A 24,961-nucleotide genomic window follows, 5' to 3' on the forward strand; every position below is an offset into this window, starting at 1 on the left:
CGAGCACTTCGACACCGGCTCCAATCGAACTCCGTTCCACTCACCGACCTCTCTCGCCACCCGCGCCCTGGACGCGATGTCCGCCAGGACCCGCCCTCTGGCGCCCCGTGTTCGGTGCCAGCACCGAAAGGAGAACCATCATGCGACACAGCGCAACCGTTCGCGAGCCGGAACAGGCTCCTCCCACTCGACGAACAGCACCATCGGCGAGGAGATGGCCGTCGCTCCTCGTCGCCCTGGTCATCACTCTGCCGGTGACTCTGAGCGCTACCGCAGCCGCGGCGGCGCCGCGTTCAGGTCCAGTCGAACCCGCGCAGGGCGACACCAGCGGTGGAACATCCGTCACGATTCAGACTCCAGCATCACTGCGATTCTCGTCGATTGTTGCGGCACCGGAATTTACGGTGGCATTGGACTCGAACGGCGACGCGTGGGGCTGGGGAACCAATCGCGGAGGGGCACTCGGCGACGGGCCTGGTTCATTCGCCCCGGCTCGCCTGGACATGCCCCCGGGAGTATCATTCACGTCGTTGGCCGCTGGGCTAGACCACGTCATCGCCCTCGACACCGACGGCAGCGCTTGGAATTGGGGGAACATCAACAGCGGCGCAAGTGACCCCGACAACAACGTGCAGACGATTCCCTCGCGGGTGCCAATGCCGGGTGGGGTTGCCTTTGTCGCCGTCGATGCGAGCCTAGACAGGTCCGTTGCGCTCGCCTCGGACGGCAGTGTGTGGGCCTGGGGCGCCAACAACGTCGGCCAGATCGGAGATGGGACGATGATCAGCCGGTCGGCTCCGACTCGAGCGCAGCTGCCGGGTGGGGTGACCATCTCGCGAGTTGCGGCCGGTCCTTTGCGCACGCTCGCCCTGGCCTCAGACGGAGGCCTCTGGGCATGGGGGAACAACTTCTTCGGCGAGTTCGGTGATGGCAACGAGATGCCGATCCCGACACTCCTCCAAACCCCGCCAGGAGTCACTTTCGTTGCACTGGACGTAGGAGCGGCCCACTCCATTGCCGTGGCGTCGGATGGCAGCGTCTGGGCGTGGGGGAGCAACGAGAATGGAGAGCTTGGCGATGGGACCCACGCCAGTCGGAGTGATCTTTCTCCGGTCATGACACCAGCGGGCAGAACATTTGCCGCAATCAGCGCCGGCTGGTCATCGAACATGGCGCTCGCATCAGACGGCAGCGCCTGGGCGTGGGGAAGCAACCACAGCGGGAACCTCGGAGACGGGACGCAAACCGAGCGCTCGACACCGGTGCAAGTCCAGGTTCCACCCGGCGTCACCTTCACCGCAATCGATGCCGAGGATACTCACTCAGCAGCCGTAGCGTCAGACGGTAGCGCGTGGGCCTGGGGTGCCAATCGTGCCGGCGAACTCGGCACAGGCGAGAAAGACGGATCGCACCTGGTACCTGTGCGCTCCGACCCCGTTACTGAGGTGAGGTTCGCTGATGCTGCCTCTCCATCGCAGGAACTGCGGCCCACGCTCGACGGCCGTTCCATCGCAGCAATCACACCACCCCACCCAGCAGGGCCTGTGGATGTCGAAATCGTGCGCGCGTCCGGCAGCGTCGTGCTGCCCGCCGCGTACACCTACACCGGCACACCTGGCCCCGTCCAACCTGAACCCGTCGCCCCGGAACCAGTCGTCCCAGGTCCAGCCCTCCCAGGAGTGGATACGCCGACCGATATCACGCTGGGAGGCCCCCCGGCAGGTGCACAGTCAGCAAGACTCGTCGCCACGGGTGCGAGTCCGTTTCCTGCTCTGGCGCTAGGGGGTGGGTTGCTGATGCTGGGCCTAGCCCTGACGACGGCTCCGCTGCGAGGCCGACGGATGCGGCGATCATGCGCCATGGGTGAGCTCTGAGGTGGTGGCGTGTCGTCGCCAATGGTGACAAGAGGCATCTCCCGCGAGAGCTTCCTCCAACGGATCCGATACTCATGAGCATTCACCTTCGAGGGTGATCGAGACGGCCGGTAGGTGCACACCTGCTGGCCGTCTCTGCGTCTCGCCACGTGGCGAGGTGAAGCCTGAATCCCGGGCGCGGTGCCCCCGCAGCGGGGAACGGTGGGGCCACTACCGGTCGTTCTTGCGCTCGGTCACGTCGCGACCTCCGGGACCATCATCGCGCCAATTAACCATCTAAACCAATGTTCAGCTAACATGGTTAGTGCGGTGCTTTGTTAGGTGAAGCGTCTGCACGAACACAGGCCACTGATCTGACGACGTCGAGAGACGCCCAAGATCAGGACAGGTGCCCCCGGATTAAGGGGCCACCCCAAGTGGCTTCCCCGGCATTCGCTGGGGATTACGTCGTGCAGTGCCAAAGCCCTTACTTGGAGGCATCGCGATCGCTACTGCAGGAGCGCAGTGGCGGGGCAGGCGGCGCATTCGCCGTGCTGCGTAGCGTGCCGCATCGACGGCACTGGCTCGAGGAGGTGAGCATCGTGACAGACGGTCACTCACGATTGCCGTGCCTCCACGACCCTGCGCTTCCCATCCGCTCCATCGCCGTTTGATCCACGGCTTCACACGGCGGGTGTGCACTCGGGGTGTGGTGCACGGCGAGCATCTCTCCTGCGAACTGGCGCGCTCTCCGCGCAGGTCCTTTCCGTGTTCTCTACGCCTGAACCTGCGAGGTGTCGACGTGCCTGACAACTGATCTTGGAGATCACCCATGAACTCAACGCCTCGTCAGCAGCACCCGGACACACAGATCCCGGCATCCGCCACCAAAAACCCCCGAACCGGCCGACCATCCGTGAAGAATGAATCGCTCACTCCCACGACATCCCGCAGCCAAACATCGTCCGCAGCTGCGACCGACGAGCTGCGCACGGCCGCCACCACCCCGATCGCTGCGACCGCCATGCGGCTCGGCGTCAGGCACAACGGTGCTCAATTCGACGGACTTCCGCTCGAGGTTGCCGAGGGGCGCCTGAACGAGGTCGGGTCGAACGTGATCAGGCACCGACAGCCTGCGCCCGCCGTTCTACAGCTCGCGGGAGCCTTCGCCAACCCCTTCATCCTCATCCTGCTGTTCTTGCTGATCATCATGGCGCTCACTGACGTCGTGTTCGCGGACCCAGTTGACGGCCCGTCTTACGCCGGCGTCATCACGATCGGCACGATGGTGGTGGTGAGCGTCCTGCTGCGCTTCTGGCAAGAGTTCAGCACCGGGCGGGCCGTCGGAGCGCTGCTTGATCTGGTGCGCTCAACCGCCTTGGTCACCCGGTCCCACCACGGCGTCCCAGTCACCCGTGAAATCGCCGTCGAGGATATCGTTCCAGGCGACGTCATCCAGCTCGCTGCTGGCGACATGATCCCCGCGGATGTGGTGATCGTTCGCGCGCAGAACCTCCAGATTAACCAGTCCATGCTGACTGGCGAGTCACTGCCGGCAGACAAGTCGGCCGAGCAAGTATCCGCGATCACCGACCACGCAATCCTCGACGCCACCAACTTGGGTTTCATGGGAACCTTCGTCGCTAGCGGCTCCGGCACGGCCATCGCGATCGCCACAGGGCAACGCACCTACTTCGGGTCGATGTCCTCATCGATCGCAGGCAAGCGGCCGGAGACGAGCTTCGACACCGGCATTCGCAAGGTGAGCGTCGTGCTGATCCAGTTCATGGTCGTGATGGTATCGATCGTGTTCATCGTGAACGGGTTGACGAAGGATTGGGGATCCGCGTTTCTGTTCGCTGTGTCGGTTGCAGTCGGACTCACGCCTGAGATGCTGCCGCTGGTCGTCACCGCGAACCTCGCCAAGGGCGCCCGCCTCATGGCGAGGCAGAAGGTGGTCGTCAAGCGTTTGAACTCGATCCAGAACTTCGGCGCAATGGACGTGCTCTGCACGGACAAGACCGGAACGCTGACGGAGGATCGTATTGCGCTGGCTGATTACGTCGACGTCTTCGGACGTCCATGCGAGAGCGTCCTCGAGCTGGCGGCGATGAATGCTCACCTCCAGACTGGGCTACGCAATCCGCTCGATGAGGCCATCCTCGCCGCATCGGGACGCACCGAAGTCGAACGCCTCGCAGCGGGTTGCTCCCTCATCCAAGAGATGCCGTTCGACTTCGAGCGTCGCCGCATGTCGATCGTCATCGATGACGGCCTCTCGCACCTCATCATCACGAAGGGGGCGGCCGAGGAGGTGCTTGCGTTGTGCACGCAGCAGCAGGAACGGTTCGGCTCCTCGGCGCGCAGCGTGCCGCTCACCCCCGCTCGAGGCGAACAGATCGCAGAGCTTGTTGCTCGGGAAAACCGGAGAGGCCGTCGGGTGTTGGCTGTCGCTGCCCGCGCGATGCCAGCCGCTGCAGTTGCGTCCGCCGACGTACACGGCGACCACGACTACACCATCGGCGACGAGCAGCAGATGACGCTCATGGGGTTCATGTCCTTCCTTGATCCGCCGAAGGCATCGGCGCGAGCCGCGATCGAGTCGCTCGAGCGGCACGGGACCCGCGTGAAGGTCATCACCGGCGACAATGCCAGCGTGACCTCCGCCGTGTGCGTCAACGTCGGAATTGATGTCGGCGACATCGTCCTCGGCTCACAGATCGACGACCTGTCAGACGCGGAGCTCGCGGAAATCGCGCGGCAGAGAAACGTGTTCGCGAAGATGAATCCGCTGCAGAAGGCCAGGATCGTCGAAGCGCTCCGCAGCTCTGGAAACACGGTGGGTTTCCTCGGAGATGGCATCAACGATGCAGCAGCTCTGCGATCTGCCGATGTGGGAATCTCCGTCGACTCGGCGGTCGACATTGCCAAGGAGACAGCCGACATCATCCTGCTGGACAAGGACCTCACGGTGCTGGAGAGCGGGGTGATCGAGGGGCGCAAGACCTTCGCCAACACGATGAAGTACATCAAGATGACGGCATCGTCGAACTTCGGGAACATGTTCTCCGTACTCGTCGCAAGCGCAATGCTGCCGTTCCTGCCGATGATCTCGCTCGTCCTCCTCGTGCAGAACCTGACCTACGACCTGTCGATGCTCACCCTTCCCTGGGACAGGGTCGACAAGGAGTACCTGGCGAAGCCTCGGAAGTGGGAGGCGAAGTCGCTCGCTCGGTTCATGTTGTGCATTGGTCCCATTTCCTCGATCTTCGACATCACGACCTATGCGCTGATGTGGTTCGTGTTCGCCGCAAACTCGCCCGCACACGCAGCTCTGTTCCAGTCAGGATGGTTCGTGGAGTCGATCATCTCCCAGACGCTCATCGTGCACATGCTCCGCACCGAAAAGGTTCCCTTCTTGCAGTCTCGCGCGAGCCTGCCGGTCCTCCTCGCCACGGGCGCGGTTTGTGTGTTCGGGCTCCTGCTGCCGTTCACGGGCTTCGGGCAGTCTCTTGGGCTGATCCCGCTGCCCTGGGAGTACTTCCCGTTCCTCGTTCTGACCTTGGCCGCATACTGCGCGCTCACGCAGTTCATCAAGACGAGGTTCATCAGAAAGTTCGGCAGCTGGCTGTAGGCCGCAGCGACAGGTCGGACGTTCCGACACTCCAAGGATCAGGCGGGACGCCAGCCGTCCCGCCTGATCCATTCGCACGATCGGAAGAAGACAGTTCAATGGACATGATCGACATCACACTCCGCATCGGACTCGGCCTTCTCCTGGGGGCGGCAGTCGGCTTCGAACGGCAATGGCGAGCCCGAACCGCAGGGTTGCGCACTAACGCGTTGGTGAGCTTGGGGGCAACGCTGTTCGTGTTGCTCGGCGCGCACAGCTTCGGCGACGGCGACCCCACTCGGGTGGCAGCTCAGGTGGTATCCGGCATCGGGTTCCTCGGTGCTGGTGTCATCATGAAGCGCGGACAGACGATCTCCGGCTTGAACACCGCCGCAACACTCTGGGCGTCGGCCGCGGTTGGGTGTCTTGCCGGCGCCGGTTCCTATCTCCTGGCTCTAACCGGTGCGGCCGCAATCATCGTCGCCAACACCTGTTTCCGTCCCGCAGCACGCCTCCTCGATCGCGGATCATTGAGCCTGGGTCGAGAGATCCCCCCAGTGCAGTACGAATTCACCGTCCACTGCCCTGATGATGCGGAGGCTCTTGTCCGTGCCCTCGTCTTCGATGCCGTACACCGAGACGAATTCACAGTGCAATCGATCGCCTCAAAGGACGTCGCGGATGGTGTCTCCATCGTCGCCACCTTGACGGCACGATGCCGAGACGATCGCGCCCTCGAGCGCGCGATCGAGCGAGTCGTCCATGAACCCGCCGTCACCGCGGTCCACTGGTCCGCGAGCGACCTCACCGACATCGACTGAGACCTGCCGTCGACGCTCCAACATCCGAGAACTGAAGGTGAATCTTCATTAAGCTGAGAACTCAGCCCATGATGGGCCAATGCGCTAGTGCAAGGAGTTTTTCATGCCAATCCCATCCGCAGAGCCGAGTGTCGATAGGAAGTCGCTTCGCGAGGTAGCAGCGGAGCGGATTCGTCAGGCCATTTTCGACGGCACCCTGCTGCCTGGCGAGCATCTGAATGATGGTCAGTTGCAGAGCTGGTTGGGGATCTCGCGCACGCCGATTCGTGAGGCGCTGAATGATCTTGCCCGGGTGGGCTTGGTGGAGATGGCAGCGCAGCGGTATACCCGGGTGGCGCTGCCAACGCCGGAGGACCGCACCGACATCCTGCAGACTCTTGGTGCACTCATCGGTGGGCTCATGCGCGTCACGGTGCCGCAGATGACGCCGGCGCAACGAGAGTCGGTCGTCGGTTCGGTGCGGGGTGTAATCAAGTCCGTGGAGGCCCGAGACACCTTCGGGCACGGGGCGCGCGCATGGGCGATGGTGGATCTCATCCTGGATATCTGCCCGAACCAGTATCTGGTGCGAGCCGCACGGGACACCATCGACTCGTTGGCATTCCAGCTGTCGGTCACCCGCACCGAGGAGAGCACCCAATGGGCTGACCTGGACGATGGCTACCCACGTCTGCTGGCCGCCCTCACGGACGCGGACGCGGTCGCCGCAGAGTTGGCCATCGAAACCATCTTCCGCCTCTGATCCCACTGTGCTCGACCTGACCCGGGGCAGCATCGGGAGCAGTAGGCGATGGTCGTCGCTTGCAGCGTTGGAGATCGGCCGTCGCTGCTGTGAGTCGCATGCCTACCCGCAGCAAACCTCCTCCGGGCTGAACCCATGAGTGCTCGGCTCCTGGCCTCATGGGCGAGGGCGAGTCTCGCCGCAGTCGCTTTCTGGCATCACTTCAAGGCCGGTGACCTTATAGGAGTGTTCGATCATCGCATCGAGCCAGCATCGATTGATGCTGACTGGTCTGGAACCGTCGTATCGGAAGAAGATCGGCACACCGCAGTCGATCCACGCGGCGTATCGTCCGCACCCTCTGGAGGGGTCGGTCATCCCGGTGAGGAGGAAGCTCTCGTTCTTGCGGAGTTTCGCGACGATGACGAGCTGTAAATGCGCCAGTGTGCGGTCGTCGAAGGGGAGTTGATCCGGCCCGTACCTCAAGGTTCCCACGTGCGCCTGCTTTCTTCGCTATCGATGAGTGCAAGGTGTGTTCAGAAGTCCCGGTGGCAACGGTGCTGATCCCGGCGTTGCTTGGTGCTTGGCGCGTCAGAGACCGAAGACTGTCTTGAGTGCACGCTCTGCGGCGACGGCGTCGGTCGTGCGTACCGTATCGAGGAGGCGAAGGTATCCGTCTTCGAGCTTCCCCAACAGGGCACGTCGACGTGGCAGGTTCGATTGTCGACGAGTTCGAGGGCGGCGATGGCGCTCCAAGTTGTGGCTGCGAGAAACGCGTTGGGGCACAGCTTTAGCAGCAGCTCGACGAGTGCCCAGGCGCATGCGTTTTCGCGCAGCATGTCGCGATCACGGGTCGCCGCGAGGGCGGCGCAAGCTGCCTCTGCCAAGCGCGCTTGGTCGGGACCAAAGACGGCTGGGGTGGTCACCCTGATTACGCCGGCGATGAGCGCGGCGAGGGCGTGGAGGATGTTGTTGCGGTCACATTGGCCGGGTGGGACGGTGCTTGGAGCGTCTCGAGAGCGCAACTCTCCCATCAGCATGCCGCCGTGTTCGGGCGACGAGCGGGGCGCGTTCGAAGCAGACGGCCCTCGGTGGAGGCGCCGATCTTCCCGAGGGAATGCTGGATCATGAGCTCGCCAGATGTGCATGAGCACATCGAGTTGACGGCGATCAGGGGTCGATCCTCGACTCCGCGGTCGTTGAGGGTCAGCGTCGGTCATCCTCAGGCCGCGGCTTTCACGAAGGCTTGCTGCCAGGCGCGTTCTTCGGCGAGGCGGCGGAGGTGGTTATGGAGGGCTGCGCCGAACCAGGTGTAGGCGTCGGAGAGGATGGCGGGGTGCTGAGCGAGTGCGGTCTCGAGCTGCGTGGCAAAGACCCGAATGTCCGCCCACGGATGCAGATCAACACGGAACCGGTTCGTGTACGACAGGCGCCGCCGAACCTGATGTGCCGTCAGCTGCAACGCCTCGTGGTTTCGCTGCAGGAAGAAGTCGTGCACCTCGTCGAGAGCTGCAACACGACGAGTGCCTTCGGCATCGATCTCAGCCTGCAGCCCCGCGATCAGCTCCCGGAGCTCTTGGACTGAGGCCGCGTCGAGGCTGACCCAGCGGGAAGCGAGCTCGTACAGGCCGGCAAGGATTCGCATCTCCGTGAGCACCTCTTCAAAGGTGTGCTCGCTCACCTTTGTGTATCGCTGTGGGCGGGTCTGGACGAGACCTTCAGCTGACAGGATGTTGAGTGCTTCTCTGACCGGCGTGCGAGAGGCGCCAAGCCACGTCTCGAGGGCCGTATCGACGAGCACCTCACCTGGCATCAGCGAGCCGTCTTCGATCAGGCGGGCGATCTGGTCGTAGCAGACGTCACGCAGCAACGGCCGCTCGCGTGGTGAAACAACTTGTTCGGGAATTGGCATGGTCGGCTCCTGGTCCATTCGTGCACGTTCTATCAACGAACGCGCGTCTAATATACTTGAGTGTAACGCTAGTCTGCAATAACGTATCTGACATGAGCAGGGGAATGAAACCAGGGCCTGAGTCAGGTGCACCTCGGAAGACTTGGACCTTCGGAGGGATCACCATCGCGGCTGTGATCGTGGTGGGCACCCTTGGATTTGACGCATTGCCGTTCTTCATCCTCGCGTTCGTCTCAGAGCCATTCGCTACCTTCAGCGCCAGCAACGTGCGAATGGCTGCGGGACTGGCGCTATCACTCTTCGCCGTACAGATCACCATCTGCACACTCCATGCGTGGCGCGGATGTAAGCGCAGGGCTCACGGTGACCAGTGATGCGGTCCACTCAACCGACCCAGTCACCATTGCCTGAAGCGCCCGCCCCGCCCGGCGAGGTCCCGGACGACGCCGCGGCACTGGGGCGTTCCGAGTGACTGCATTCCACGATGCCACATCGATCTTACCAGCCTAAATATCATGCTGAAGTATGAGACGCTGTGCTCACGATCATTCTTGTTGCTGATGTTGATGGGCTCTGGTTTTTCTATCGTCGGATGATGCGCAGCACTACGAGCACTCCGAGCCCCAACCAATCTGGGGGCAGCACGACCGCCTTTTTGGCGACCGCCATCCTTGTCGCCGGCGGGGTGGTGCTGGCAGCGCTCGCGCAGATCTGGGCGCTCCGCCTGGGAGTTCGAAAGAACCTCTACGTGTCGGGTCTGGGCGCCGACGGCGAGCCGACGGCGGCAGCGTTCAATGCCGCACTGCTCGCGGTAGCGCTGGGCGGCTTGGCGCTCGCGATTCTGAGCGAGATCGTTGCGAGCCGCCCACGAGCTGGATTGAAGCAGGTAGTCACGACTCGTCGGCCGTTGATCACCCCGCCGGTGTTGATCGTGGTATCGAGCGTGTGCTTCGTGTTCGCATCGCGGGTGCCGTGTTCACACGGCTGCCCGGTCCCAGGCAGTGACGCCTTTTTGCCGCAGGATGCACTGCACATCACAGCAGCGGTCGCAGGATTCGTTTGGGCTTGTCTGGCGATGATCAGCGCGGTCTGCCAGGCCGAATTCCGTGTCACGCGCCTGGGCTCAGCGATCGCCATGGCAGTGGTGGCGTTGAGCGCCGGGCTGGGCGGGCTGCTGTCGCTGTCCGGACGTCACGGAGACATTGGGAGCTGGATGGAGTTCGTTGCAACGACCATCGCCTTGCTGTGGCTCGTCGGCTACTGCGTGGCCGAGGCCCCCTGGCCGACACCTCGACGCCGGAGTAGGTGAGCAAATCCAGCTAGATACTCGCCCAAGTCTCGCCATCACATCAGCACGGTGGGTGACAGCGCGAGACCGCACAGCAAGACACCTCCGACCCCTTGAAGGCATGCCCAACAGCGAAGCGCTTGCAGCCTCCCATCATCACCTCGCACGAATACCCGTAATGGGCGCGAACTGAACGACTCACACGAACGGACCCCGGTATGACTCTCCAAACCCAATCGGCATCATCGACGCGGATCTTGACGTTCGACCTTGCCCGCCTGCTGGCGATCGTGGGGATGATCTACGTGCACTTGGCGGGGGGTAATTACCTCATCTCCGGCGAGCAGACACCTCTGTGGGCCGAGATTGTCGGCGCAGTAGCCGCCGGAAACTCGTCGACGCTGTTCGCAGTGCTGGGCGGTGTCGGAATCATCCTGGCATCGCGGCGCTACACCCGGGCCGGCGCCAATTCAGAGGCCGTGGTCGCTGTCGCGACTCGGGGCGCTCTGGTTGTGATCCTCGGGGTCGCCCTAGAACTCGCCGGCCCAAGTTTGGTGATGATCGTGCTGATCTACTTCGGTGCGAGCATCATGGTCGCTGCACTGCTCCTGCGACTGCGGCCACTCATGCTGATCATCGTTGCCAGCCTCCTCGCCATCGCCGGATCACCGCTCAGCACCTTCGTGCGAGACCACATGGGATTCGGGGATGAGCCCACTCAGTTGATGCTCACCCATGGCAGCCCGATCGAGACGCTTGCCACGGTCTTCGTGACCGGGCAGTACCCGGTCATCACGTGGTTGGTCTACATGCTGGTCGGTATGGCCATGGCGAAGTGGCGAACGGACTCCTCATCTTGGCGGACCCGCTCCGCCAAGGGCTCGACGGACTTCGCCTTCGGTCTGACACTCCTCGCCAGTGGTGCAGGCCTGATCGCCGGCGCCATGGTCCTCATCTCAGTGACCGGGCAGGGGGGCTTCTGGATCAATGTTGGGAACACCGACGGCAACCCGTTCGATGCGATGTTCACCGCCCTCAACACCTCAGGACATTCCGGAACAGTCGTCGACATCGCGCGCGGCGTTGGGGTGTCACTGGCGATCATCGGGGCAGTGCAAATGGCCCTCTCCCGAGTCGGTACCCCGAGTTTTCTCCTCCGAGTGCTGGCTGGAACAGGTGCCGCGTCACTCACGATCTACACCCTCCACGCCGTGTCAGCTGGTCTGGCAGCGCCGATGTTCGCCGCCGGGGACCCGCTGAGCGCGTGGTGGCACTTCGGAGCGTGGGCGTTCCCCTTCCAGGTCGGCATGATGCTGCTGCTCGGCCTCACTCTCACCATCCTTGGGCGACGCGGACCTCTGGAGAGCATCGTCAGCATCATTTCGCGACACACTGCGCGCCTCGTGCGCCTGCCGAAGGTCAAGCTTCCACGGCCAACCGTCAAGGTGCCAACGAAGCGGCACAGAACCGGCACCTCGAAGACGCTGGAATCAACCGACCAAGGAGATCAAGCACCTGACACCCGGGCAAATCGGGCCCAGGACCGAGAGGACGATTCCATCTGGTGATCTCACTTGCCATGCTCACCGGGCATCGCAGTTCGCGCCCCGCACACGCCCCGTAACACCAAGCGTGAGTTCGGCGAACACCGGACAGCGCTGCACCGCACCGCCCCTCGAGCCGCGGATCGTCTCGAATTCACCAGGAACCCCAAGGAGGGCAATCGTGCACAACACACCATCTCTCCCCCTGCAGAGCAGGGCAGTTCGCCTCCTGAGCCGCATGGAGGCGAAAGACCTCGTCGAGCAAGGAACGCCACTCGCGATCGACCCTTGCGGAGACGAATGCGGGGGCATCCGCTGGCCCACCACGAACGAGCTCCGTCACCATGTCGAACGAGGATTTCTCCTCAAACGCAGAACCAAAGGGGTCTTCCTCCTCTGCAAAATCGAGGATGGAAATCCAGTCGTCCTCCTCGCCGGAGGCGATCTCCGTGACTAGGAGTGAAGCAAGTCGCTGTGCCCAGCGATCTCTGTGGCGGAACAACCTGCGTCGCAGTCCCCGCCCGAGACGCTGTCATTCTCGCCTGCCGAGTACCGGCACACACTGAAACACGATCGAAAATCGCAACCACTACCCCAAGCGCCAGGAGCCTTTTACACTGACGATTCCGCTCAGACACCCTCAGGGGCATCGAGCGGACCGCCGACGTTGACGCACTTCGGTGTCGTCATGATCACCGCTCCTCGCGCCCCGACCAGAAGGGATGTCAATGAACACCAAGAAGCGAAGCCGTCGCAGGAAGTGGACCACCGCCCTGGTGGTCTTCGCCCTGCTCATCGGCACCGGCGCTACGGCGCTTGCAATCTATCGGGCCCTCCCTGCCGATGACTATGCGGGGCTCGATGACGTCGACCGCACCATGTTCGACCAACTCGCCGCGCAGTACGAGGCGTTTTCGACGGAGCCACAGAAAATCTGGACTGAAACCTATCGGTATGACCAGGAACCGCTCGTGCTTGTCCGCACCGACACCGACCGCAGCGTCGTCTCGCGCTACACCTACCTCATCAACATGAGCGAGCTCGTGGACACCAGCCAGATGCGCCAGGTGTCCTTCGACCAGTATCCGAACCTGACGGACGTTCGCGTGAGCAACACCTTCGAGCTGACCAACTTCGACCTGCTGCTCCCCGCCAACTTCACCGTGGACACCATCGGCGACCGCGAAGTGCTGCTGTTCAAGTACAACCCCGCAATGTTCTCCGACGCTCCGCCGGACGGTCTCCCCTTCGATCTGTTCTCGATGCACGAAGCGTTCCACGTCAACAAGCAGGCCGACTGGACCTATGACAAGGACGCCGGCGATCGAATCTTCGACTACCCGTACACCGACGAGCACTTCCGGCTGCTGCAGGCCGAATACGCGATTCTCGGTCAGGTAGAGACGGCCCTGGACGACGCCGAACCGGACCGCGCTCAACTGAACGCCCTGGCGACGGACCTCGCGCAAATCCGAGAGGCGCGTTACGCGCGCTGGCCACAGCTCAGCGCACAGGACAATGCGGAGGCGATCGAAGGAACCGCCAAGTATGTTGAGCGCGCCTACCAGATCACGCAGGGCGTGCGCCCGCAACCATTGAACTTCGCCGCAGCGCTCGACGTTCTGTGGTCGGATCCGGACCAGCGGACCACGCTGGAGCGCACCGCCAGCTATTACACCGGCGCGCAACTGGGATTCTTGCTCGACCAGATCCGCCCCGAGTGGAAGCTCGACATCGAACCTGCCCCGCAGGGAGCCGGAATGACGCCGTTTGCTTCGCTTCGTGCAGCGACAGGGGTTTCCGAGGCTCCTACGGATGACGTCGTCGACGACATCGTCAACCGGTACGCAGCGGCAGAAGTGAGCGAGTGAGCGCGCCAGACGCCTGGTCATCGACAATGGCCTGACTTGCATCGACGACACATCGGCCCATTGTTCGCGCGTTGCTTCACGATCGCGGACTGGAGTTGGACGAGACAGTGGTTCCGTGACGGGACCCTGAATGCTGCGCTCGGCCCCGTTGAGGCAGAGTGGCTGCACGCCGTGCTCACTGACACGCACGGCGTGCAGCTCGTCGTTGAGCAAGACGACCGGCCAGTCGGCCTGGCGGGAATCGTGTGGGACCCCGCCGGAGACCGACACGTCGTCACAGACATCGCTATCGCCCCGCCGCTGCGAGGGACCGGCCTTGGTAGAGCCGTCCTCTCAACCGCGATCACCTGGCAAGGACACCCACCCTCACGAGGTTGGGCTGCGTTTATTGACCCCGTCAATCTCGCAGCGCGGGCATTCTTCGAATCAGCCCACTGGGTCGATGAGGGGGTCGACGGTGGCATGTACCGGTTCGTCCGACGGGCGCCTCGGGCCCGAAGCTGACCGATTGATGCCCACCTGACTACCGCCTTCTGCAGCGACCGCGGACACGGGCGGCACCCGATCGATGGACGCACCTTCGTCGCTCGAGAACGAGACCGCTGCTACCCGGCGGCGACCGAACCCCCACGCGGCAGCCACACGCTGATCGAATTACCGCCAATGGTCACGCCGGCAATCGCGGCCGAGATGGCCGGCGTGACCCTTGAGACAACTCTGACCCTCGTCAAACGGAAGTAGCGGCAAGAGTCCTGCGGAAAGCACATCGGGGGCAGCTTCAGGCACATGCCTACGTGTGGTGCCCGACGTGTGTCTGCGATCCCACCTCATGCGCAGCTTCGCGATCACCCGCTGCCCCGTCGCCTCGGCTGCAGAACAACTGCACCACCTCCGCATTGCCTGCTCGCTCATCGAGCGCCGACAGCAAGGCGGCCCCTTCGGCAGCACAACGCAGCTGCTCTCGATGCAGTGTCTCCTCGACCTCGTTCGCCGGCCAATCCGCCAACTGCGCCCAGACACTGCCCGCATGCGCAAAGGTCCTCACCGGACGCCTCAACTCAGAAGCCGCGGCGCGAGCCAACGCGCGCCACCGCTCGGCGCTCATTGCCCCCATTGCAAGACTCTCAGCAGTCGCCCCCACGCCCCCATGCTTTCGCAACCGCAACACCAACAACGCCTGCAACGTTCGCTCGTCTTCTTCATCAACCATGCTCCCACCCCAAGACTTGAACTCACCGATCAAGAAAGACGCCCAGTTCGCCATCGATCACGCAGACCTGCGCGAAGAATTCGGCACAGCTCTGCTCGAATTCCTCCGACAGCACACCCCAGCCTCAGAGCGGGTCCAGCTCATCTGAGGGACCGTCACGACCGCGCATCTAGCGCACCGCAATGCGTCACCCAATTACGGCGTTCATTATTGCGAGCGAGCATAAATATATCAATATTTATGCTTAGGTAGATCCATCGGCTCCTGTTCACTGATTCCCGGGCACCCGCCAGTGCACGGACCACTAAGGCGGACCTGACCCTCGTGACCGAGCATGAGTGTGCTCGGGTTGCAGGCTTGTCCATCGGCGTTCGCCCAGCTTCTCGAGGCATCATGTTGAGTGACCGTCTGAAGCTTTAGTACACAAATGGTTTGCTGGCTACGTGCCACTCTCGCTGCGGGTTTGGGGTGCATAACGCACCCAGCCCGCTCAGACGGTCGATCCGTAATCCACTTCGCAAACAAGCGCCGCGACAGAGCGGCCCGATTGGATGCCCTCGCATGGGCTCACCACCTTTTGCCACCTCACCTCGGGAGTCAGAATGCAACGCAGGCCACAACAACCCTTCGTCGAGGTCGAAGACCGCCGGAGGAGTCGCCGGAAGCGCCGGCTCCTGCCCCTGATCTCTGCGCTTGTCGTGCTCACCGTCGTCGGTGGAACAATCGCGTACGTCAACAACTACCTCGGGACGTTGACTCGGTCTGAGCTCAAGTCGATCGCCGGTGAGCCTCTCAGCGCGCCAACCGAAGATCAGAACATCCTCGTGATCGGTCTGGACAGCCGAGTCGATCAGAACGGCGATCCGTTCCCCGCGGAGATGTACGAGGCGCTGCACGCAGGAGGAGCCGATGATGGTGGCTACAACTCCAACGTGTTGATGTTCGTCCACATCCCTCGCGAAGGACAGGCCACGAGCATCTCCATTCCCCGCGATGCGTTCGTCGACTATGTGGGCGTCCCCGACGCAGCCGAGGGCAAAGTCAAGGAAGCGTATGGGCGGACGTTCGCAGCCCACCTCTCCGACTCGGATGGCAGCGAGGACGCGTATCAGGCCGCCCGAGCAGCAGCTCGACAGGCACAAACGGATACCGTCGCGCACCTACTCGGCGACGTTCGCATCGACCACTTCGTCGAGATCACGATGGGGGCGTTCTATGAAGTCGCTGCGGCCACCGCGCCCCTGACGGTGTGCCTCAACGCGGACACCGAGGACGAGTATTCTGGCGCGGCGTTTGTCGCTGGCGAGCAGCAGATCTCCGCGGCCGAAGCCATGAGCTTTGTGAGGCAGCGGCGAGACACCGGGCCGAGCGATCTGAACCTGGATGACCTTGATCGCACTCGCCGCCAGCAAGCGTTTCTGATCTCTCTAGCGGTCAAGCTGAAGTCGGTCGATACGCTCACGAACGTTCCTCGATTGAAGGCGCTGCTCGATGCCGGCTCGCGCTTCATGGCCTTCGACACGCAGTTCGACGTCGTCGGACTCGCGCCGCGCTTCGCTGCGATCGCGAGCGACGGTGTGGCCTTCACCACACTGCCGCATGACAGCTTCGCCGAAGTGGACGGGCAGGATGTCATTCTGATGAACCTGGCCGAAGTGCACGCACTCGTACAGAGTGTGCTCAGTCCACCGGCGGGTACCCCCGTGGAGCCTGGCGAGGTCGCTGCCGACTCTCAGCCTGAAGTCGCTCCGTCAGAGGATGGTGATGCGAGCGTCCCGCAGGACAGAGCGATCCTCCGATCGGGATCCGTGCCGTGCGTGGACTAGCAGCGGAAGCGCCACAGGAGCTTTATCCGGCGCCCGGTGGTCGCTCTGTCTGGGATAGCTCCGGACTGACCGAACGTGGCGCTCGGCGAGATACACAGCCCCATCCCCAGAGCGGTACGGCACTTCCCGATGCGAGACGTCGACCTGATGCCACATCAGGCGGTGTTGATCTGCAGCGCACGCCTTGTCCTCATCCGGGCCGTTCGCTTCGGACAACGGGGGCGCTCCTCGCCGAGCGGCGATAGGAGCTGACGAAGGTCGACAGAAAGCCGTCGTGCGGGAGCTGAGCGGGCAAGTGCCCTTGCTCCCCGCACGGCGGCTCTCTCGTATGGGCCCCTCGTCGCAGTGCGCCACTTCGGTCTCGCTGACGTTAGGCAGCTGATTGTCACGGAAGACGCTCCGCCCCCGAACAGTCGATGTCCGTGCCCAGCTGTTCCCAGTTCAGCGATCTCGGGGCGGCACAACGGGCGACCACGGCATGAGGGCAAACGCGTCCTGCTGCCATGCCATCCTTCCCAGGCAGGGAAATGGCGCCACGACATCGTAAACAGGGCAGACACCCTCAGCGGCGGCACTCTGACTCGATCACCGGCTGGCCGGGCTCGTCTTGCAGGCACGGCGCCCCCACCACCGTCCGTCTCGTCAGGATTCAGCGGAGGCTCGCGGCGAAGCCGACCCGCCATCCGGCTGGCTATCCCCTTTGGTGAGCCTCGGGCGACCCAGCACGCGTGAGCGGGCAGCAGTCCTGTGGAGACCAGCCCCCGCGTGCTGGGTCGATCGGCAGTGGCTGGCTTCTCAACCGGCTGGTGTGACTTCGGATCCTGTGCGGTTGAGGTGTCGGCGCTCCTTGCCTCGTTCGATGCAGGTGTAGAGGACAGGGACCAGCACCAGCGTGAGCAGGGTGGAGGAGGCCAGTCCGCCGATCACAACAATCGCGAGCGACTGGGAGATGAATGCGCCTCCACCGGTCAATCCGAGAGCCATGGGGACCAACGCGCCGACGGTCGCGCACGCGGTCATGATGATCGGTCGCAGACGAAGCCGAGCTCCATGACGCACCGCATCGCGAATACTCATTCCATTCCTTCGGGATGAATTCACCAGGTCGAGGAGCACAATCGCATTGGTGACGACGATGCCGATCAGCATCAGCAACCCGATCAGCGCCGGCGTCCCGAGTGCGGTCCCAGTGATGAGCAGCCCGCCCACGGCGCCAGTGGCAGCGAACGGCACCGACACCAGCAGCATCAACGTTTGGGTGAGGCTGCGGAACATGGCGACCAGGATGATGAACACGAGCAACAGCGCCACGAGCATGGCTGCTCCGAGGGAATCGAACGACTCCTCCTGTTCCTGAGCGACACCGCCGAGCACCGGCGTCACACCGCTTGGCAGATCGAGGCTCTGGAGTCGGTCACGCACTGCGGCTTTGACCGTCGAGAGCTCGGCGTCGGCGATACCCGCACTGATGGTGACCGTTCGGATGCCGTCAACTCGACGAATCTGTGCCGGTGCGTTCTCGCGTACGACATCTGCGACCGCGCTGATCGGGATTGGTGCGGCCTGCAGCGTCGAGATCGCATCCTGTGCCTGCTTGTCCTTCACCGCCTGAGCTTCCTGCGCGACTGCTTCGGCATCCTGCTTATCCATCAGGCTCAGCTGCTCATTCGCCCCGGCGACCGCAGCCTGCGCCGCTTCAACCGCAGAACGCAACTCGTCAAGCGGTCCTGCTTGCCCGTTCGTATCCGGGACCGACGATGAAGCGTTGTCTCCTGGCGAGGCGAGGTATGCATCCAGTTGCGCTTGCGCTTCTTGGAGTTGAGCGATCGCCTCGGCCCGAGCAGTGCGTGCTTCCTTTCGTGCTTTCGTCTGCGCTGCGGCAGCTTCGTTCTTGGCCACTTGTGCGCGTTCGTCCATTTCCGCCTGGATGGCATCCGTGGCGGCTTTGACCGCGGCCTCTTGTTGGGTCGCGCTGATTGGGAGCGGCATTGCCGCGATATCGGCCGGAGTGCTGCCCACAGAGGTGCCGTGCAACAGGATCCGATGCTCTTTCCCGTCGAGGACGATGGTGCCCGCCTCAGTGCCACGCAACGCGGTTGATACGGCAGCACCGATCTGTTCGACGGTGAAGCCGTATCTCGCGGCCGCAGTCCGGTCAACGTTCACCGCAAGCATGGGCGATTCATTGGCCAGATCGCTCCACGGATCCACCAGCCCATTGATGTCGCCAATCATTTTCGTCACCGCCGCACTCGCCACCGCGAGCGAACCAGCATCGTTGCCTTGCAGATCGATCATGAAGCTGGCCTGTTCGGCTCCAAGATCGCCCCCGCCCCCACCGGCGCCGCCACCATTGCCGACGTTCACTCGACCGACGTCGGTCAACTTTTTCACCGCAGACCGGATGTCTTTTTCGACGCTTCCCCGGTCGGAGCCCTCCCGGAGTTGGACGGTGAAGTATGCCGTGTTTGGTGCATCCGCGGCTCCGACCGTGGTGAGGTAGCTCTCGACGCTCTTATGTGCGGAGAGGACGTGTTCAACCTGCTGAGCCGCAACGTCGGTCTGGCCAAGGCTCGCGCCGCTTTCCAGCTCTTGGAAGATGTCAACCCGGTCCTTGGCCGCAGTGTCGCCGAGGAAGTCTTGCTTCAGGAGCGGGATCGCCGCGACCGTGCCACCGAACACGAGGACCGCTACGAGGCCGGCAGCGATCGGGCGCCGCAACGCGTGGTCAAGTACCGGCAGATACCAACGCTCCAACCGAGACGGACGCCGCTCAGCCTCATCGTTGTCCGCTGACTCGAGATCCTCCTGAACGACTGCATCGCTCTGGCTCGAGCCACGGCGGAGGAACCAGTAGGCGAACACCGGCACAATGGTCAGCGACACTACCAGCGACGCCAGCAACGCGATCGACACTGTTGCAGCGAAGGGCCGGAACAGCTCGCCGGTCGCTCCAGGCACGAAGGCGATCGGCAAGAACACGGCGACTGTCGTCAACGTCGACGCGATCACCGCGCCAGCGACCTGACGCACCGACTCGATCAACGCAGGCACCGTCATTGGCGTCTGCCTGCCTCGACGAACGATGTTCTCGATCACCACGATTGAGTCGTCCACGACGCGCCCCACCGCCACCGTCAGGGCGGCGAGGCTGAACACGTTCAGCGTGGCGTCCATTAGCCACAACACAATCAACGTGATCAGTAGCGAGAGCGGGATGGACACCGCTGCAATCAACGTCGACCGCAGCGATGCCAGGAACACCAGAATCACGATCACTGCGAACAACAACCCCAGCCCGCCCTCGACTGCCAGGTCGGCAACGGAATGCTCGATCTCTGGTGCCTGGTCGGCGACCGCGGTGATCGACGCCGATGATCCCAGTGCGCTCTCGAGCTCAGGGAACAATGCCCGGACCGCATGGGAAATCTGAACGAGGTTCCCCGAGGCGTCCTTCGTGATCGACACGTTCAGCGACGGCATGCCATTGGCGCGGGCGATCGTTGTCCGGTCGGCTCGAATGGACTGTACATCAGCGACAGCCGACAGAGGGGATGGGCCCTCTTTGTGCTGCAACGGCAGCGCGCGCAGACCCTCCAAAGTATCGATCGCGCCGCTCTTGACCTGAATGGAGAGGTGGTCGGCGCCATCAGTGCTCGTCCCGGCCGCTACGCTCTGCCCGCTTTCCCGAATCGCCGTGGACACCGCTTCCGCGGTCAGTCCTCGCGCGTGCAACTCAGCTGGCAGAATCGCGACGGAGAGTTCAGCGGCGTCCTGCCCGGCTACCTTCGCATCCGCCACCCCAGGAACCGCTTTCAACGCCGGCAACACCACCGTGGACACTCGCTCAGCCAGCTCCCCAGGATCTTTCGACGCCCCGATCGTGAGCTCCATCGCGGCATGCGCATCTCGAGCGCCCGCGAACACTTCCGCAGTCGCGGTTGCCGGGAGCGACGACTTCACTCCAGTAACTGCCGCGCGAATCTCGGCCTCAATCCGGGACACATCCTTCCCGAAATCCCAGTTCACGATGATGTAGGCGGCGCCGTCCTGAGAGATGGACTCAACCTTCGATACGCCCGAGACCGCGCTGATTGCCTGCTCCAACGGCGCAGTGGCATCCTTCTCCACCGATGCTGGCGATGCCCCCGGATAATCGATCGACACATAGGCTCCAGGAGGGGTCGTCGACGGCCACAGCTCCTGCTTCAACGTTCCCGCGACGAACACCCCAAACCCAAGAATTGCCACGGTAATCAGCCCCACAATCAGGCGATTGTGCAAGCTCAAGCGGGTCAACATGGTCATCAGGGCGCTCCAAACACACGGGACAGCTCACCAGGCTCTGGACCCAGTGATTCATACGTCCCATGACGTTACAGCTAAAATCTCAGCATCAAATCATACTGTCGAATGAGATGGACTCGACTGCGGGACCACAACAGCGGCAGGGCGCAGGAGTTCGGCGAGAAGCAATCGAGGATCGTTACGCAGTGGAATCCCGTCAGCTCCATCACGACCTCGAGCGAGAAGACTGCGTGCGGGCGAGGTGCTCGCATCACTGTCGGACCGTCGGAGAGCAGGCCAGCGTTGCCGCACTGGATCGCGCTCCTCAAGTGGCACCCCGCAACGAAAGGGGTCGGTTTCAGCTCACGCTCGTTGGCAGGAATGATCGCAACCTGCCAGCCCCAGCCATGGTTCCCGCGACCGCGAGCATATTTCGCTTGCGCGATGGGTCCTTGTCGCGATCATCCTGCCCAGCGGGATGTCTCGTCGAGGTTGCTCTGCGCAAGCCGGCCGGCACGTTCCCCGTCGCCATCAGCAATGGCCTCAACGAGGTCTGCGTGGCCGATGGGTGAAGCAGGCGAGAAACCGTCCTCTCCCCAAGAGGCGATCATCTCGTCTCGGATCGTCGTTTCGAGCGATCGATACAGCTCGACAAGCAGCGGGTTGCGCGACGCGTGTGCAACGAGGAGATGGAAGCGCCAATCGGCGTCTACCCAGGAGGCGACATCCGCCGATGCAGCATCTCGTGCCGCGGTCGCCGATCGCAGTTCCTCCAGGTCGGACTCAGAGTGACGGGCTGCGGCCAGCCGTGCGGCGAGTACATCCAGGGCCCCCCGAACCTCAAGGAGACTGCCCATCCCCGTGGATGTCTCCCGCAAGCGGCGCACCGAGCCGGTTAGTTCACTGAGTGACGCGACGTAGGTCCCATCTCCTCGGCGCACCTCCAGGACACCCGCATACGCGAGAGCGCCGATTGCCTCCCGCACCGTCCCTCGTCCGACGCCCAACTCCTCGCCGAGGACCCGCTCCGTCGGAATACGGGACCCTACCGGCCACACGCCGTCATGAATCATGCGCTGCAGCTGCCCAATGATCTCCGTCGTGACGGCGGGCCGGCTCGTCGACTGTAGTTCCATACGCGCAGTCTAACCGGTTGCCAGAATTGGTATGATGTTATACCATTTTGCTCATTATGTTGTTCTGCAAGTCATCCCAGAATCGTCAACCTGCGCTTGTCGCGGGCTTGGCCGTCGTCCTGCTCGCCCTCAACCTGCGGGCGTCCATCAGCAGTGCCTCAGCTTTGCTTGACTCGTTGTCCAAAGACCTGGCGCTCGATCCAGTCGTGGTGTCGTCCGTGACTGCTCTGCCGCTTCTGGCTTTCGCGGTGGGAGGTGTCTGTACTGCCCGTTTCGTTGCGCGTCTCGGTCTGGGGCGAACGTTGTGCTTGGCTCTGGTCACCTTGGGCGTTGGGCTGGCTCTGCGCGGAGTGCCGGTGAGCTGGTCGCTCGTGCTGGGCACTGCGGTCGGTATGTTGGGGCTGGCTGTGTGCAATGTCGCATTGCCGGCTTTCATCCGGCAGCATTTCCCCGGCCGAGTGTCGTTCATGACCAGCATCTACACCACGATGATGGCGGCGGGAGCGACAATCGCTGCGGCATCGAGCGTGCCTCTGGCGACGCTCCTGGGATCCTCGTCGCTCGGGCTGGCAACGTGGGCTTTGCCGGCGATCGTCGCGGCGATTGCATGGATTCCGTTCGTCGCGGCACGGGGAACGGGAGCGGCAACGGCGAGTGACGCTGCGGTGAAGCTGCGTGATGTCGCCAGAACGCGCTTTGGGCGCTTGATCACGGGCTATTTCGCAGTGCAGGCACTGAACTGCTACGTCATGATCGGGTGGCTTCCGTCGTTGCTTGGTGACTCGGGTGTCAGCGCGGTTTCGTCGGGTTTGCTGCTCGCGGTGATGCAAGGCGTCGGCATTCCGACGACGTTCATCGTCCTCGCGCTCACTTCAACTCCCGAGCGGACGCGTCTGGCGTTCCTGGTGGTTTCGGTGTCAATGATTGCCGGCTTCACCGGCCTGTTGGTCGCGCCGGCCTCGGGGACTGTGGTGTGGGTCACGTTGGTCGGAGTGGGTCTGTGCTCGTTCCCGCTGATTTTGGCCACCATCAGCCGTAGCGGCACCACCGCCGCGGAAGTGACCGCGGTATCAGCGCTCGCGCAGTCAGTCGGATACCTGGTAGCAGCGGTGGGCTCGACGCTCTTCGGACTCCTGGGGACGTTGACTGGCGGATGGGCGCTGCCGATGGGTGTGCTCCTACTGTTCGCCATGCTGCAGCTCGTGCTGGGCTTGGCATTCACGAAGAGAGCATCAACCAGCGTCGAGAGCTGAAGCTCTCGACCGCGGGTAGGTGCCTGGATCGTCTTCGGCGCCTACCGGCCCCACGCGTCTGCTGTGGCGAAACGGGCGCATGATCGACCCGAGAAGCGTCGACAGACGGTTCTCGGGTCGATCATGCATCATCCCTGGGTCAGGGATGCGAGCACTTCCGCTGCGATGGGCGCGGCGATTTCACTACCCGAGCCGCGCTGACCAAGACCGCCACCGTCCTCGATGACGACTGCGACCGCGATGCGTGGACTCTGTGCCGGGGCGAAGCCGGTGAACCACAACGTGAAGGGATCGTCTTCACCGTTCTCGGCCGTTCCGGTCTTCCCGGCAACATCGACGCCGGCGATGGCGGCGTTGGCGGCAGCTCCAGATTCAACGCCGAGTTGCATCATTCGCGTCATGATCTCGCTTGTGGCCGCGCTGATGGGCTGGGCGAGGGCTTCCGGGGCGAAGGATTCCGAGCTTCCATCGTGCGGGTTGATGATGCTGTCGACGAGCGTGGGCTTCATCAATGTCCCACCGTTGGCGACAGTGGCAGCGACCATCGCGATCTGCATCGGCGTCACACGGACATCGTCCTGGCCGAACGCCGACAGCGCGAGCTGCGCTTCGCTCATCCCCGATCGGAGTGTGCTCGGAGTGACTGTGAGGGGGATATCGAGCGGTTGGGCAAAACCGAAGCCGTTCGCCATACTCACCAGCGCCGGCTCTCCCAAAGCCGCGCCGAGCTGCACGAAGGGGATGTTGCACGAGTCCGCAACTGCCCGTTGGAGGGTGACGGCATCACCTGGTCCACAACTGCGGCCCGTGGTGTTGCGCACAAACTGGTCGGTGCCAGGAAGGGGTATGCGCGCGGGGTTGTCGAACAAGCTGTCTGGCCCGAAGGCGCCGCTCTCGAGGGCGGCAGCGACGGTGACGAGTTTGAACACCGATCCCGGGGGGTTCAGGGAGCCAGCAATCGCACGATTGTGGAGGGGGCCCGCGGGGGAACTCTCAAGCTCGGAGTAGGCCGACTGGACCTGCTCGGGGTCGTGTCCTGCGAGATCATTCGGGTCGAATGACGGCGTTGAGACCATCGCAAGGACGCGACCTGTGGACGGTTCGAGCGCCACAACAGATCCGGTGAGACCGCGAATGGTCAGCGCGTCATAGGCGGCCTGCTGTACACCGGGATGCAACGTCAGAGCGATATCGCTTGTTGCGTCAGGCGCGCCACTGAACATTCGTTGCAACCGGCGGAACTGGAGTGCGGAACCGGAGCCGGTGAGCTCAGTCCCGAGCGCACGTTCAAGGCCGGTGGAACTCGGCAGCACAGTGGAGTACCCGGTCACGGGTGCGTACATCGCACCTTCTGGGTAGGTCCTGAGGTACCCGTACGAGTCACCACTCGGAACGGACTCCGCGATGGGCCTACCGCCAACCAATAGTCGTCCGCGCGGTTTGTCGAGGTCGTGCAGCACCGTCCGGGTATTGAACGATGAAGCAGCGAGCTCGTCGGCTTGGATGACCTGAATATACGATGCCGAAGCGAACATCGCCGCGAACATCACGGTCGTCGCTGCCGCGACGATTCGGGTTTCTCTTTCCATGCAGCCTCCTCATTTCCCTCGCTCCCAGCCGACGGGC

At 63.2% G+C, this 24,961-nt stretch carries 16 protein-coding genes and 1 riboswitch; of the genes, 10 read left to right on the forward strand and 6 right to left on the reverse strand.

The window, feature by feature from the left end:
• Positions 1-140 precede the first annotated feature (140 nt).
• The 4 genes from ACZZZB_RS12055 to ACZZZB_RS12070 all read left to right on the forward strand — a co-directional run bounded on the left by ACZZZB_RS12055 (position 141) and on the right by ACZZZB_RS12070 (position 7,029).
• Complete coding sequence (locus ACZZZB_RS12055; protein ID WP_463529777.1) at positions 141-1,874, forward strand: RCC1 domain-containing protein; 1,734 nt, start codon at positions 141-143, stop codon at positions 1,872-1,874.
• Positions 1,875-2,180: 306 nt separating this feature from the next.
• A riboswitch (M-box (ykoK) riboswitch) is annotated at positions 2,181-2,357 on the forward strand.
• Positions 2,358-2,685: 328 nt separating this feature from the next.
• Positions 2,686-5,487, forward strand: a complete 2,802-nt coding sequence (gene mgtA, locus ACZZZB_RS12060; protein ID WP_463529778.1) for a magnesium-translocating P-type ATPase — start codon at positions 2,686-2,688, stop codon at positions 5,485-5,487.
• A 98-nt stretch (positions 5,488-5,585) separates the two neighbouring features.
• On the forward strand, positions 5,586-6,287 hold the full coding sequence (locus ACZZZB_RS12065; protein WP_463529779.1) for an MgtC/SapB family protein: 702 nt from the start codon (positions 5,586-5,588) through the stop codon (positions 6,285-6,287).
• 103 nt (positions 6,288-6,390) lie between these two features.
• On the forward strand, positions 6,391-7,029 hold the full coding sequence (locus ACZZZB_RS12070) for a GntR family transcriptional regulator (RefSeq protein ID WP_463529780.1): 639 nt from the start codon (positions 6,391-6,393) through the stop codon (positions 7,027-7,029).
• A 156-nt stretch (positions 7,030-7,185) separates the two neighbouring features.
• On the opposite strand, the gene ACZZZB_RS12075 is transcribed toward ACZZZB_RS12070, so the two are convergent.
• Together ACZZZB_RS12075 and ACZZZB_RS12080 are read right to left on the reverse strand one after the other, a co-directional pair.
• Positions 7,186-7,503: a DUF7882 family protein gene (locus ACZZZB_RS12075; RefSeq protein ID WP_463529781.1), complete on the reverse strand. Its 318-nt coding sequence runs from the start codon at positions 7,501-7,503 to the stop codon at positions 7,186-7,188.
• Between the two features lie 727 nt (positions 7,504-8,230).
• Entirely contained in the window at positions 8,231-8,920 is a 690-nt protein-coding gene (locus ACZZZB_RS12080) for a GntR family transcriptional regulator (protein ID WP_463529782.1), read from the reverse strand.
• Positions 8,921-9,455: 535 nt separating this feature from the next.
• Here ACZZZB_RS12080 and ACZZZB_RS12085 point away from each other — a divergent pair.
• From ACZZZB_RS12085 to ACZZZB_RS12100, 4 genes are all read left to right on the forward strand, one after another.
• Positions 9,456-10,229 (forward strand): DUF998 domain-containing protein, encoded by a 774-nt coding sequence (locus ACZZZB_RS12085; protein WP_463529783.1) that lies wholly within the window; start codon positions 9,456-9,458, stop codon positions 10,227-10,229.
• A 197-nt stretch (positions 10,230-10,426) separates the two neighbouring features.
• Positions 10,427-11,776: a heparan-alpha-glucosaminide N-acetyltransferase domain-containing protein gene (locus ACZZZB_RS12090; RefSeq protein ID WP_463529784.1), complete on the forward strand. Its 1,350-nt coding sequence runs from the start codon at positions 10,427-10,429 to the stop codon at positions 11,774-11,776.
• A gap of 704 nt (positions 11,777-12,480) precedes the next feature.
• Positions 12,481-13,623 carry a hypothetical protein gene (locus ACZZZB_RS12095; RefSeq protein WP_463529785.1) on the forward strand — a complete coding sequence of 381 codons (1,143 nt, stop codon included), beginning with the start codon at positions 12,481-12,483 and terminating at the stop codon, positions 13,621-13,623.
• A 60-nt stretch (positions 13,624-13,683) separates the two neighbouring features.
• Complete coding sequence (locus tag ACZZZB_RS12100; RefSeq protein ID WP_463530560.1) at positions 13,684-14,127, forward strand: N-acetyltransferase family protein; 444 nt, start codon at positions 13,684-13,686, stop codon at positions 14,125-14,127.
• A 286-nt stretch (positions 14,128-14,413) separates the two neighbouring features.
• Here the strand turns inward: ACZZZB_RS12100 and ACZZZB_RS12105 are convergent, their stop codons facing one another.
• Positions 14,414-14,833, reverse strand: a complete 420-nt coding sequence (locus ACZZZB_RS12105) for a hypothetical protein (protein WP_463529786.1) — start codon at positions 14,831-14,833, stop codon at positions 14,414-14,416.
• Positions 14,834-15,531: 698 nt separating this feature from the next.
• Here ACZZZB_RS12105 and ACZZZB_RS12110 point away from each other — a divergent pair.
• Positions 15,532-16,659: an LCP family protein gene (locus ACZZZB_RS12110; RefSeq protein ID WP_463529787.1), complete on the forward strand. Its 1,128-nt coding sequence runs from the start codon at positions 15,532-15,534 to the stop codon at positions 16,657-16,659.
• A gap of 795 nt (positions 16,660-17,454) precedes the next feature.
• Here the strand turns inward: ACZZZB_RS12110 and ACZZZB_RS12115 are convergent.
• Together ACZZZB_RS12115 and ACZZZB_RS12120 are read right to left on the reverse strand one after the other, a co-directional pair.
• Positions 17,455-20,967, reverse strand: a complete 3,513-nt coding sequence (locus ACZZZB_RS12115; RefSeq protein WP_463529788.1) for an efflux RND transporter permease subunit — start codon at positions 20,965-20,967, stop codon at positions 17,455-17,457.
• A 440-nt stretch (positions 20,968-21,407) separates the two neighbouring features.
• Entirely contained in the window at positions 21,408-22,082 is a 675-nt protein-coding gene (locus ACZZZB_RS12120) for a FadR/GntR family transcriptional regulator (RefSeq protein ID WP_463529789.1), read from the reverse strand.
• A 107-nt stretch (positions 22,083-22,189) separates the two neighbouring features.
• Here ACZZZB_RS12120 and ACZZZB_RS12125 point away from each other — a divergent pair, with 107 nt between their 5' ends.
• On the forward strand, positions 22,190-23,335 hold the full coding sequence (locus tag ACZZZB_RS12125) for an MFS transporter (RefSeq protein ID WP_463529790.1): 1,146 nt from the start codon (positions 22,190-22,192) through the stop codon (positions 23,333-23,335).
• A gap of 128 nt (positions 23,336-23,463) precedes the next feature.
• Here ACZZZB_RS12125 and ACZZZB_RS12130 read toward each other — a convergent pair whose 3' ends face one another.
• Positions 23,464-24,924, reverse strand: coding sequence for a peptidoglycan D,D-transpeptidase FtsI family protein (locus tag ACZZZB_RS12130; RefSeq protein ID WP_463529791.1), 1,461 nt, complete (start codon positions 24,922-24,924; stop codon positions 23,464-23,466).
• Between the last annotated feature and the right edge of the window lie 37 nt (positions 24,925-24,961).

Source organism: Plantibacter sp. AC185, from assembly GCF_979258065.1.

Coding starts and splice junctions, on each gene's coding strand:
- ACZZZB_RS12130 (WP_463529791.1), bottom strand. CDS start 24,924: ATGGAAAGAGAAACCCGAATCGTCGCGGCAGCGACGACCGTGATGTTC.
- ACZZZB_RS12070 (WP_463529780.1), top strand. CDS start 6,391: ATGCCAATCCCATCCGCAGAGCCGAGTGTCGATAGGAAGTCGCTTCGC.
- ACZZZB_RS12065 (WP_463529779.1), top strand. CDS start 5,586: ATGGACATGATCGACATCACACTCCGCATCGGACTCGGCCTTCTCCTG.
- ACZZZB_RS12055 (WP_463529777.1), top strand. CDS start 141: ATGCGACACAGCGCAACCGTTCGCGAGCCGGAACAGGCTCCTCCCACT.
- ACZZZB_RS12080 (WP_463529782.1), bottom strand. CDS start 8,920: ATGCCAATTCCCGAACAAGTTGTTTCACCACGCGAGCGGCCGTTGCTG.
- ACZZZB_RS12115 (WP_463529788.1), bottom strand. CDS start 20,967: ATGACCATGTTGACCCGCTTGAGCTTGCACAATCGCCTGATTGTGGGG.
- ACZZZB_RS12120 (WP_463529789.1), bottom strand. CDS start 22,082: ATGGAACTACAGTCGACGAGCCGGCCCGCCGTCACGACGGAGATCATT.
- ACZZZB_RS12095 (WP_463529785.1), top strand. CDS start 12,481: ATGAACACCAAGAAGCGAAGCCGTCGCAGGAAGTGGACCACCGCCCTG.
- mgtA (WP_463529778.1), top strand. CDS start 2,686: ATGAACTCAACGCCTCGTCAGCAGCACCCGGACACACAGATCCCGGCA.
- ACZZZB_RS12105 (WP_463529786.1), bottom strand. CDS start 14,833: ATGGTTGATGAAGAAGACGAGCGAACGTTGCAGGCGTTGTTGGTGTTG.
- ACZZZB_RS12090 (WP_463529784.1), top strand. CDS start 10,427: ATGACTCTCCAAACCCAATCGGCATCATCGACGCGGATCTTGACGTTC.